Raw genomic sequence first — 12,439 nt, forward strand, 5'->3', positions numbered from 1 at the left:
TTAAAGTGGTTGGATCAGTATGTCAATCGTTTTTATAAATTACTTCTAAACACCCCTAAATATTTTCAAATCGCTAAATATTCAGTGAATAATTTATCAAAACAACAAATCCAAAACTAAGGATGTGGAAAACAGCAAACCACCAAAAAAAATACCTGATTCAATATTTTTTTTGCCTTATGCAGGTTCTATAGCCTACTTTGGCAATCAATCTCCAATAAACTGACATTCCCCCTACTCGAAAATATCGTGGATAACTTGCCCTATGGCATTCGCCATTTTCATTTAGGGCGGATATAAAACCCAAAAAGCTCCCGCAGGGGAGCTTTTTTTGGCTTTGGGGCATTGTGGCCAATCGTTAAACGACCGTATTTCCTTATTTTTTTTCGGATAGGGCATGCCGTGCTTTTGAGAAGCAATCGGCAGGTGGATTTTTGGGCAGGGACCTTTCAAAGGCCTTGAACTTTTCCATCAGCTCCTTTACTTTTTCGGGATTTTCTGCGGAGACATCCTTCTGCTCCGCCCAATCGGAAGAAATATCATAGAGCTCCACCCTTCCCGATTCCTCGTTTGCCAACAACTTCCAATTCCCTTCCTGTATACCCGCGCCCGGCCAAAAATCGGGCCGCTCGCTGGGATAACGCCAATCCCAGAAAATCGGTTTTTTCCGCTCGAAGGGTTGTCCCTTGATAGCCGATACGATGCTCACCCCATCAGGCTCATAATTTTCGGGATAGGTCGCCTTTGCCAACTCCAAAAAGGTCGGCAGTAGATCGACGGTAGCCAATTCGGTAGTTTTGTCCACTACGCCCGAAGGTGTTTTACCCGGCCAACGCACTAGAAAGGGGATACGCACCCCGCCTGCGAACAAAGACCGTTTTTCCCCCTTGAGTCCCGCCGTTTCGCCCACGGAGTAATAGGTGCCCATACCCGGACCTGTGGAATTGTCCTCTATAATCTTTTTTTCACCCGTGATCTCGGGTCCGTTGTCCGAAGAGAAAACGACCAAGGTATTTTCATCCAAGTCCAAGTTTTTCAAGGTTTCGAACAACTCCCCGATTCGGGCGTCATATTCGGCGACCACGGCCGCATAAACCTGTTGCTGCCCGTTTAAATGGGCAAATTGCCGCATGTACTTTTCCTTGGGATAATGCGGGGTATGGGTGGCGTGGATCCAAGCGTTTACAAAAAACGGCTTCTCCTTGTTTCGTTTTACAAAATCAATCGTTTTATACAGCGTCGAGTCGGCCTGCATTTGATGCAGCTTGCTCGGCAGGTTAAACGCCCCGTATTCGTCATAGCCATATTCGAGTGGACTCGGTGCATCTTCTACATGGGTATTGGAAAGATGCCATTTCCCAAAATGGGCCGTGGCATAGCCCGCTTCCTTTAGCATTCTTGGAAGCATGGGAGCCTGGGGGTTTAGCCAATCGGGCATTCCCCTTTTCATATGGGATTCTACAGATGCAAAATGCCCGTGTACACTATGGCGGGCCGGAAACTGCCCCGTCATGACCCCGACCCTACTGGGCGAACAGACAGGATTGACCACGGAGAAGTTTTGAAAATCGATGCCCTCCGCGGCCATTTTATCAAGGTTGGGGGTCTTGCAAAAGGTACTGCCATGAACACCCAGGTCGCCGTAGCCCCAATCATCGGCAAAAATGAATATGATGTTGGGACGACCATCCTGGCCCACCTCTTCGGCCTTCTTGGTCTTGGAAGCCCGTTGGCACGAAAGCACTAAGAAACATGCTAAAAGCGTTATCGTCATTCTCGATTTCATAATTGTTTTTTTAGGTTAGCTATATGCCCGATTGAATTGGCCAAGGACTTAATTCACCCATTCGGGCAAGTTCCAGCCCTCGGTTATATAGGGTTGCGGATTTCCGGGCGTGGTCCGCCCCTCTTTAATAATCTTGGTCAGTTGTTGCGTAAGCCTTTCTACTTGATCGGGATAATCAAAATAAAGATTGGTGGTCTCCCCTGGATCTTCCTCTATGTTATAAAGTTCGAATAGAGCCTCGCCTTCCTTGGGTTTTATAAATTTTGGTTTTAGCGATCCCCCCGATCCCCGAAGCATATTCAATTTCCATTTTCCGTTGCGAATGGCAAAATGGCCCGATACCGAATGGTGTACCACGGGGCCCCTCAGCGTTTGGTCATACGCATTTCCTTTTAAAATCGGCAAGAGGCTGTAACTGTCCTCTCCGGCATTATCGGGGAGTTCGGCACCGACGATATCGGCAATGGTGGCCAAATAATCGGTCTGGCAAACCGGTAGGTCCGACCGGGTTCCCGCTTGTACGACCTTGGGCCATCGCATGATAAAGGGTACTCGGTGTCCTCCTTCGTAAATATCCCTTTTGCCTCCTTTAAAATTCAAACTGCTATGGTGTCCGTATTTTTCCCTCTGATAGACATAGTTGGTTTCGGCGCCGTTGTCGGATGAAAATATCACCAAGGTATTGTCTTCTATCCCGTTTGTCTTTAAGGCCTCAAGTACTTGGCCGATCCTATAATCGGTTTCCTCCATAAAATCGCCATAATTGCCGCAGTTACTGCGTCCTTGAAAATCGGGATGGGTGCAATGTGGTAAATGTGGACTCGTCAATGGCAGGTATAAAAAGAAGGGCTTACCGGTTTTGGCCTCCGCGGCCGATTCGTTAATATAGTCAACCGCCTTCTCCGCAAAGGTCTTTAAGACCAATTCATCGTTGAACGAGGGCGCCACTTCTACCCAGCCCCCTGTGCCTTTTATGCGGGTGCTTCTATAGGGCGGTGTCATTCGATACCCTTTCGGATTAATACTATCACTAAATGCCCTTGGTCTTTTGTCGGCCTTCTTTTTTGTCCATAAGACAGGTGGGTCCAAGACCCTATCATTTTCCAAATACGTGAGAATACCGTAGTTCATGGAAGCCGGGATACCAAAAAAATAATCGAATCCCCTCTCGATCGGTCCGTCGGTAAAAGGCTTCGACCAGTCGCGGTCCTTGCCCAAACTCCCTTCAAACTCCATTTGAAGATGCCATTTTCCTATCATGGCCGTTTTGTAGCCATTCGCCTTGAGCAGGGAAGCTATGGTCATCCTGTCCTTTTCTATCAAGCAAGGCCCGTCGGCTTCCAAAACTCCCTTTTTCAAAGAGGTACGCCAGCTATAGCGCCCCGTTAACAGCGAGTACCTAGACGGTGAGCAAACCGCATCACTGCTATGCCCATCGGTAAAGATGATGCCCTCATTGGCCAATTTATCCATATTGGGCGTATTGAATTTAGCATCCGGATTAAGGGCACTTACATCCCCATACCCTTGGTCATCGGTATAAATTATAACGATATTGGGTTTTTGGCTCTTTTGCGATTGTACGGCTATCGCAAACAAGCTGAATAAAACTATGGCGATGTTTTGTTTCGATAATTTCATTATTTCACTTTTTAAGATCCCGATTTTTTACCTCTTATTTTGTCGCCTCGAAATACAACTTTAACCTAAGCCTATTCCATACTTTCAAAGGGAGTAAAACGTATTTCTTTTAGGCTGGCGTTCTTTCTTTTTCCGCCTACCAAAGAAACCGTTATGGTATGCTTTCCGGGCTTGTTAAACTTTATGAGTCCCATTTCATAGTAATTATACACCGCCGAGGAATTCTGCTGGTTCTGGACGACCACTCCCTCGTCTGAAGTAATGTTCCAAACCAAGCGGCCTTCGCCCGCATAATTCAATTCGGTTTGATAATAGCCCAGATCTTTCACCTCTATCTCCCAAGTCACTTTACTTCCTTCCTTCCAATCTTGGGCCTGTTCGATATGCTTCCATTCCCCAAACTTCTCCATCCATCTTTTCTCGGTAATGGCACATTTCTCGGCCGAAGCAAAGTCAACCGGAAGCACCGTGGAGAAAACAGGGTCTAGGGCATTGGAAACGGCCACCTCGGGGCTTCCCTCCATTTCAAGCTCAACGACCGAGACCAATTTATCGACCCTTCTTGCCGGCAAGGAAATGGCCAGCCAACCCTTATGCGTCGTAGTTTCCAAGGCTTGACGCTTTCCGTCTACCCATAAATCGGCGGACTTAACCTTGTTCTTCAGCCCTGGAAGCCATAGTTTGCCATCTAGGGGCCATTGGTAAACACAAAGGTTCAACTTGCCGTCTTCCGCTACGGTTACATCGCCCCATGGCAGGGCACGGCCCCATGGCGAAGCTCCCGCGTTGTATATGACCTGGGAATACCTAGCGATCCATTCGCCGGATGCCCTGAGCGATTGTTGGGCCTCTACTGGAATTGTTCCGTCCGGTGCCGGCCCTACGTTTAACATGTAAGTCCCACCACGGGCCACGGTCGAAATGATGCTTTTTAAGATCCGCTTTGGACTTTTCCAGTTTTGGTCGTACCAGGCGTAGCCCCAAGAATCGTTGGTAACGTCTACGGTTTCCCAGAGCCCTTCAATATTTTTTCTGGGGATGTTCATATCGCCCAAAGACTTATAATCGCCCAAACCGTGGCCCGCCCGGCCTGAAATCATGGCATTGGGCTGGTGCTTGCGCACGACCTCTACCAATTCTTCCACGTATTTTTTCTCCATATTGCCGGGCGTATCGAACCAGACCATGGCGATATCGCCATATTGGGTTACGATTTCCTTGACCTGTGGAAGGCATTTTTTCTTGAAGTAGTAATCGAACCCGACCGCTTTCCCCTTTTCGTTTACCTTCGGCCCTCCGTTACCCCCGGGAAAGGTCCAATCTTGATTGTGCGAATAGTAAAAGCCAAACCCCAGCCCCAGTTCCTTGCAGGCCTGTGACAATTCCTTCATCGGGTCACGGGCAAAGGGCGTGGCCTTTACGATATTGAAGTCGTTGCTTTTTGAATCGTACATGGCAAAGCCATCGTGGTGCTTGCTGGTAACCACGATATACTTCATCCCGGCATCCTTGGCCAACTGGGCAATGGCCATGGCATCAAAATTGACCGGATCAAAGGTTTTTGCCTCGGCCCTATACTCCGCTACGGGAATATTGGCCCGTCGGGGGTTCATTATCCATTCGCTAATACCGTAATAGGTACTGTCTTTCCACTTATTCGCAATCTTTGAATAGATGCCCCAGTGAATGAACATGGCATAATTGCCCTCGTCAAAGAGTTTTGTTCTAGAGGCGGGCGCGTTCGCCCCCAATGTATTTTGGTGGCCCCACATTTCGTCCATATTTTTTTCCTTTTTTTGGCCGAACAAGGGGGAGGCATTCTGTAGGATGAGCATTACCAACAGTATCGATAATGCGCTGATGCCGGTATTTTTCTGTTTCATGGGCTTGGTTCTTAGGTTTTGAATCGCAAAGTTTTTTAATGAGTTACAAAGTCGTTGGTTTTTGGGCTTACTCAGCCCCTGGCATTTTCATCGGCGAACTGTACATGATACCATCCGAATTGATGACATTTACAAAGTAGGCCACGGCCTTTTCGGGAAGCTTTGCCGAAATTGTTTTTTGGGTATCCGATACCTGGGCCGGGGTTTCTACCCATTGGTAATTGTCCTTGCCCCAATCGCCCGTATCGGTGGTATAATAGAGAAAGGCAGCGTCGATATCGCCTTGGTAACGGCAGCGCAGCCGCTTTCTTCCTTTCTTCAACATTTCTTTCGGAAGATCTGGCGGGGTCGTGTTTTTTGTAATATAATCGGCAAAGGCATAGATCGATTCGGGCGTCCATCCTGCTTGGTGCCCATGCTTCATATTATGTTCAATGTACAAATATTTTTCGTTGGGGGAGGCTTCAAAGGTCTTGGTAAAACTGTTCATGGTAAAGTGAAAATCGTTGGTTCCGTTGACGAACAGCGTAGGTTGTCTTTGATGCGGCACGTATAGCGAAGGTTCCCAATTCCGAAGATAAAAATCCCGTTGTTCTTTGTCCAACTTGCTTAACAAGCGACTATAATTGGGGGTTTCCTGTAAAAAGCCGCAACCGTACACCGGTATGGCAAAGGCATAGCGGTTATCTACCCCGGTTATCACATTGGTAAGGATACCTCCCCAAGAAATTCCGGTAATGCCAATTTTATCCCCGTCGACATTGGGCAGGTCCTTCAACAGGCTTGTGGCCAACATTGCATCGGCCACTGCATGAAAAAACCATTGGTCTTCCAATTCCGTCACTACGACATCCTCAAAGAAACCTTGACGCCTAGGCCCGGAATGTTCAAAGGTCCGATACTGTTTTTTGCCATTTTCGCCCTCTATCTTCGCTCCGGGAATCTGTCCTTCCAAGGCAATGGACATGGCAATATACCCCCGATCGGTCCATTTCTTGACCCAAGGGACAAACGCGGTACCCCCGCCACCATGTACCAAAACCACGGCCGGTACCTTTGCTCCCTTCTCCAGGTTCTCAGGTTCCCCGTACCAAGCAAAAACCTTGGTCGGTTTTCCTTTGTAAGCCAGTCCGTCGAAGAAGAGTCCCTTTATATTAGCCCCTGATCTTTCGTCATCAAATTCCCTTGTAAAATAATACTCCGGCGTTTGCAGTGCCCCGTTTTGGATCAGTCGGTCCTTGACCCACATGGGGCCTTGGCCGGTATTTGTATAAAACCTTTGGCCATCGCCATCAGAGGTGGCATTGCCCTGTGCGCCCAAGGGACGGGTGCCGACAACAATTCCCATGCCCAAAAGCAAGACAGCTAGGGCCGGCGGTGCAAAATGTCTAAGTTGAGGTAAGCGCATTTTTTAGGTTTTGAGTAACGACAAATTCTTAAATTATATCCACATGGCGCAAAGCTGCCGATCGATCTTCCCGCCCCCCTGTCTTTTAGGTGCTATGGGAAATTCAAAAAAATACCATTTAGGAATAGGTCGAAAACCACGATCCCGAATCAAAAAAACCGATAATCGGAACCTAGGCCCCCGTTACAAGGCTTTTAAAAGCCTTTAAGGCAGGCTAAAACTAACAATCATCCGCCGGTCCGACCACCACAAAAAATACCGGTTTCAATACTTTTTTTGCAATTACAAAAACCCTTTGTCAGCCTTTGGACAAATGGTATTTTAAATACTCGGAAGGGGACATGCCGCTAATTACCTTAAACTGCCGGTTAAAATTTGAAATATTGTTAAAGCCCGAGAGGTAGGCTATTGAGGTAATGCTTTCCTTGTTTTCCAAAAGAAGTTTGCAGGCGTAGCCTACCTTGATTTCGTTAAGATACCGGGTAAACGACTTTCTATGTGCTTTTTTAAAGAACCTACTAAACGCCGATTTGTTCATGCCCGACATTCGGGCCACGTCACTGGCACTGATCCCGCTATTAAAATTTTCGAACACGTAGGCATATATTTTGTCCATGCGTGAATTACCGGTCTTTTGAAAGCTGCTCAAAAAGCTCGTACTCGCCAACAGGTCATACTCCCCATGCTTGGCCAGGTCGTGGAGCACCTCGATAATTCTATATACCCGGGTGGTAAAATCGCAATCGATAAGGTCGATTATCCTACGCACCTGTGCCGTTGTGAGCCCATTGAACCTTATCCCCCTGTTCGCCCGGTCCAAAAGTTCCGATATCTGCTTCATTTCGGGGATATTGAAAAAGTCCTTTCCCAAAAAATCCCTTGTAAAATGTACGGCAAAGGCCTCGGCCTCAAGGGTACTGTCGGGCTGAAAGTACACTTCGTCGTTCAACCACATATGGGGCACGTTTTTCCCTATGAGGACCACCTCCCCCTCTTGAAACTTTTCGATACTGTCGCCAATGAAGCGCGTTCCCGTACTCTTAAGGATGACGACCAGTTCTATTTCGGGATGATAATGCCAGACCCTTAAAAAATTGGGGTACACATTATGGTTAATCGAGAACGAGCGATCGGATACAGAGGTTCTATTTAAAAAGTGAAGTTTCATTTGCCGCTAGTGTGTTTTCGCCAATTGTGTTTCTTAGGATTTTCATCAAGACAAGGCCCCTGTGCAATCAATCGATCCCAACCTTGAACGTTTTCTCCCTATAATTGCGCACCGCCTTTATTTGTAGTGTTTTTCCTTGGGCATTCCCGAGCAAGCGCTTCAAGTCGCCGGTATCGATTACCTCTTCCCCATTCACCGCTTGCACGACCCAACCGATCCCTAGGCCCGAAGCCTTCCACATACCTTTGGGGTCTTCATATATGGTCTTTATAAAGCATCCCGTATTGTACCCGCCCGAAGCATCTATTAGGTCGGGGTCATCGGCCATATTGACAAATGCTGCCCCGTAAATTACGACCGCATCGTCTTTTTGCAATTCTTTTTGCCCCATCGAGCCTACATAACTGCCCGAAAGCAGGGTAGCGAGCCAGCTCGGGTATTCCAATTTGTCGACCCGGGTATACCTTACCGAATTAACAAAACCCAAGCCATGGCCCTTCCCATCGAACGAACGGAATTTTAGGTCGGTAGACTTTTCGAATACCAAGGGTACCGTATACACCTTGGAAGCCACCGTAGGCTCCGTACCGTCGGTGGTATACCGGATACTGCCCGAACCGTCCATTCTTTTATCGGGAAGGAGCCTTACCTCGATTTCCTTTTCGAACTCCCTTGAAAAAGGTACGGCCTTGGTCATTTGATGGCCAAATTCGTCCATGGGAAAATTTTTAAAGCCCAGGTCAAGGGCCGGCGAACCCTCCCTTACCCTATAATCGCCATTTTCGGGGTCTACGAACAAGGGGTCGGCCATTTTCGAATTGAGGTCGTAGCCCTCGGCACGCCATTGCCTTAGGTTCTTTTCCTTGATTATCCTATCAGAGGTCGGGAAGTTTACGTTCCAATAAAGGTTATGATCGTAATGGTTGCTCCACTTGGCATCTTCGGGCAGTCGAATCGGCCTGATAAAAATGTCGGTAGGGGCCTCCTTTCCGGGCACACTTCCCGAGATAACGAAAATATTCTGGTACACCTCATCCTCGGAAGCCTTGGGCCACACGTGCCAGCCCAGGGGCACGGCGCTTACACTGATATTGTTGAACACCTTTCGGAACATGCCATCGCGTAATTTTATGGTAGAGCCCAGGTTAAGGTTGTTGTATATCTCATAAAAACTGGATCCGTCGTCGAGATCGATCGTCCAGTTGCCCGCACTGATCGATTTTCTATAGTTGGCGATCCGGTTGTTCCTGACGATTACGGGATCCAAGGCATCCAATTTCACATATTCCTTTATAAAGTCGGTATCGGCACTGCCGCCGGCGCCCAGCCACTGGCGTTCGCGCCCCCAGGAGTTGAACGGACCGTGTTCGCCCGTTTCGCGAACCGTCTCCCAGATATCGTTGTACTCTATTAGATGGCCGCCCCAGGTGCCATCGTTAATACAGATACCCGCCCGGGGACAGTTGTAGATGGTATTGTGCGCGACGGTTATTTTGTGGCTCATCGAAATATAAACTCCGGCAACCTGTTTTCCATAATCCCCAAAGTCGTGCATCATGTTATTTTCGACAATACAGTTTTTAGGATAATTATCGGATTTAGGTCCGGGCCTTAAGTCCATATTCTTTCGCATTTCGTTCCAGTCCTTTCCGTATATCTCCCGGTCGTCCCAGGTTTGGTAAAAGCGAACGGCATCGAGTGAACCTACCAAGGCCACCGCACTTTCACCAAGGTGGTAAAAACGGCAATCGCTTACCGTATTGTTCCTGTTGTAAGCGCTCATAAAAACACCATTGCCCCCCAAAAACTCAAAGTTACAGTCGCTGATCGTACAGTTTTCGGCCCCTTCGAGAAATAGGGCCCCTCCTCTATGAATGGCCCAATCCCCTCTGGCCAAGGGTTCGTATGCCTCCATAAAGGTGGTTCTACTTTGTGTAAAATCGATGCCATTTATAGTAATATATTTTACGGGATTCCTACTTGTTCCTTTAATTTGAATTAAATCTTTGGCCACAGGCACTTCGATAACCGCATTGTTCAAATCGACACCTTCTTCAGGGTAGTAATACAGTAATTTTTTTTCTTCATCCAAGAACCACTCGCCGGCCACATTGAGTTCCTCGAAGATGTTCTCGATAAAGAACCACGAGGCATTCTTGCCCTTGCCCCCGATACCGTGAACCCTTTGCAATTGCCATCCGCCTTCGCCCAGAAAAATTTTGTTTTGTTCCTTATCGACCCCCTTGATGCGGTATTGCATGTTGCCCCAGTTATGGCTCTGAAAAGCATGAACGATGCCGGTCGAAGGCCGCTTCCAATCCTTATCCTTAAAATCTTCCGGTTTCAGCTGGATCCATTCGTCGTACCTGCGGTCGGTACCACCGGCGACTTGCAGGTAGCCCTTTCCTCCGCGTAGGGGGTTGTCGTAATCGTAATTGGGATAGCGGGCGCGCACCTGGCGCTTTCCGTTGACGAAGAGTTGGTCGAAGGATAGCTTCGGGGGAAGTTCGGCCACGTAGACGTCTTCGGTATGCCTTTTCCATTCAAGTCCTTCAAGTAATTTTGACCCCTTAATTTTGACCGTTGCTCCCGGAAAAGCGGAAATCGAGAGGGGAAATTCCCTTGTTCCGGAGTGCTCGGGTCCTATTACAAGGGTTTTTTCGAGGTAATAATGTCCTTCGAGCAACCAAATGTTCACCTCTTCCCTGCCGGCGTAGGTTTTGCTTTCGGCGAGCGCCCTTTTCAAGGAATAAAAAGGAGCTTCCCTTGAACCTTCGGAAGCATCGTTGCCCAATGGGGAAACATAGATATCCATGGCCATAAGTGCTTGGCCCCACAACAGGGCAAATAAAAACAAACCGACCGATACTCCTTTCCTAAACATCCTGAATATTTTTTTATTTATTTTCCGATTGGGCATGCAAGCCCTTGGGCAGGGGCGGTACATTTAAAACCTCTTTTTCATCCGGAACCCGGTTCGAGGTGGTTTGACCATCCCCGTACCAGTAGACCCCGACACCGTAGCCCATTTCACAATCCGTCCAACTCCAAATTTCCATATCCAATTTCAACGATGTTTCGAAAGGCATAACATCCAAAGCGCGGGTCCTTGTTTCGGTACTATAGCCCGAAGTATTTTTTTCCTTGCTTTTTTTTCGGTTCAATTTATTGTACACATAACTTCGGGGTTGGGCATGAAAGGGGTGCTCATAAAAATCGGTGCTTCTTCCTCCCCAGGAATAACCGTAATAATCTTCGGTACCGGTTCCAAAAAGGGATGGAAAATCCTCTCCATCAACCCATATTTTTTCATCGCCCTCGCCCCACCATCTTTCAACAGGGTTCATTACCGTTAGCGCATCCCCCACATATACCCCACGGCCCTTAAGGGTAACGTAGTTCCAATCGGAAAACGGACGGGTGGGCACGGGATATTGCCCACGCCATGCCGCGTTGAAATACATGCTTTCGGCATCCCACTCCCATGTTCCCACGGTAGACCTTAAATCTACATGTACCGGTGCATCCCCTAAATTGAGTACGGATATTTTACCCGAATCCCGATAGGGCATAACCCATCTAGAGGTCATGGTACCCGCTTCGCTTACCGTTCCGTACCACCCTTGATACGGGTTCAACCCTATACCGCTACCAAAAAAATCGCCGATCGGGCACCACACCGTTGGCCTGCCATCGAATTCCATTTTCAGGACCACCGATCGGGTTACCCGGGGATTGTTATAATCGTCGAGTTTTATACTAAGCTCCCTGACCGCGCCATTTCCCTTGGGCAGTTCTACGGACCGTTCCTCCTTGGGACCGAGGCCCATAGCCAATGAGATTTGCTCCCCCCCTTGGGGCGATGGGGGATCCAACAACAATTTTCCCACATTTCGTGCCAAGGGCAAGGCTTTGTTGAAATCATCCAGGGCAAAGGTTTTTACAGGGGTGCCTTCGTTGTAGGCCCGGTAGGTAAATTGATAAAAAAATGGCCTTGCCGTAGTGGTTATTTTGCACCTTTTGGCATACGGAATCGGAAAAAAGGATACCGCCGAACGCAGCGATTGGTGTGCCAAGGGATAGGGAATCAACCCCGTTCCATCCAACAAGCCGAGCATGTTGCCTTCCAAAACGGGCTCGGCACTTCCGTCTAAATAAATTTTAATTTGGATATCGGTATCGGGTTTATCCGGACTCAAAAAGGGCATCCAGGTACGCACGATCGCCCCCGGCCCCTCATGATCCATCAACACCCATTCCTTTTGTCCGTTTTTCTCCTCTATCCTAATGAAGTTATGGTCTTTATCTCCGCTGTTAAAATCCTTGTTCGTAAACCAACCCACAGAATCCGCAGGAGTTTTGGAGGCCCTATTATAGCTGCTTTCCTGTTTTAACCTAAAACCGGTTTTCGGGAAACGGGCAATGGCATCGCGATCGACCATGTCCTTCAACAGCGATTCTATGGACACTACCCCATCTTCGGTTTGGGCAAAAGCCATACCGGCAGATGCCATAAAGACCAGGCTTAGGATGATTTCTACTGGTTTCATTTT

Annotated in this window: 7 protein-coding genes; all 7 read right to left on the minus strand. The window is 48.1% G+C overall.

The window, feature by feature from the left end:
* Positions 1–376: 376 nt before the first annotated feature.
* Complete coding sequence (locus BUB37_RS08410) at positions 377–1,786, minus strand: sulfatase-like hydrolase/transferase (protein ID WP_212635268.1); 1,410 nt, start codon at positions 1,784–1,786, stop codon at positions 377–379.
* A 48-nt stretch (positions 1,787–1,834) separates the two neighbouring features.
* Positions 1,835–3,427, minus strand: coding sequence for a sulfatase family protein (locus BUB37_RS08415; RefSeq protein ID WP_094766605.1), 1,593 nt, complete (start codon positions 3,425–3,427; stop codon positions 1,835–1,837).
* Positions 3,428–3,498: 71 nt separating this feature from the next.
* Positions 3,499–5,310 (minus strand): alpha-L-fucosidase, encoded by a 1,812-nt coding sequence (locus BUB37_RS08420; protein ID WP_072991696.1) that lies wholly within the window; start codon positions 5,308–5,310, stop codon positions 3,499–3,501.
* Positions 5,311–5,377: 67 nt separating this feature from the next.
* Positions 5,378–6,718: an alpha/beta hydrolase family protein gene (locus BUB37_RS08425; RefSeq protein WP_094766606.1), complete on the minus strand. Its 1,341-nt coding sequence runs from the start codon at positions 6,716–6,718 to the stop codon at positions 5,378–5,380.
* Between the two features lie 298 nt (positions 6,719–7,016).
* Positions 7,017–7,886: an AraC family transcriptional regulator gene (locus BUB37_RS08430; RefSeq protein WP_072991704.1), complete on the minus strand. Its 870-nt coding sequence runs from the start codon at positions 7,884–7,886 to the stop codon at positions 7,017–7,019.
* A 67-nt stretch (positions 7,887–7,953) separates the two neighbouring features.
* Positions 7,954–10,770, minus strand: coding sequence for a right-handed parallel beta-helix repeat-containing protein (locus BUB37_RS08435; protein WP_170863136.1), 2,817 nt, complete (start codon positions 10,768–10,770; stop codon positions 7,954–7,956).
* Positions 10,771–10,783: 13 nt separating this feature from the next.
* The gene (locus BUB37_RS08440) at positions 10,784–12,436 is read right to left on the minus strand and encodes a glycoside hydrolase family 172 protein (RefSeq protein ID WP_094766608.1); all 1,653 of its coding nucleotides are present in this window, start codon (positions 12,434–12,436) and stop codon (positions 10,784–10,786) included.
* Positions 12,437–12,439: the final 3 nt, after the last annotated feature.

The organism is Pseudozobellia thermophila (assembly GCF_900141855.1).
Lineage (GTDB): Bacteria > Bacteroidota > Bacteroidia > Flavobacteriales > Flavobacteriaceae > Pseudozobellia > Pseudozobellia thermophila.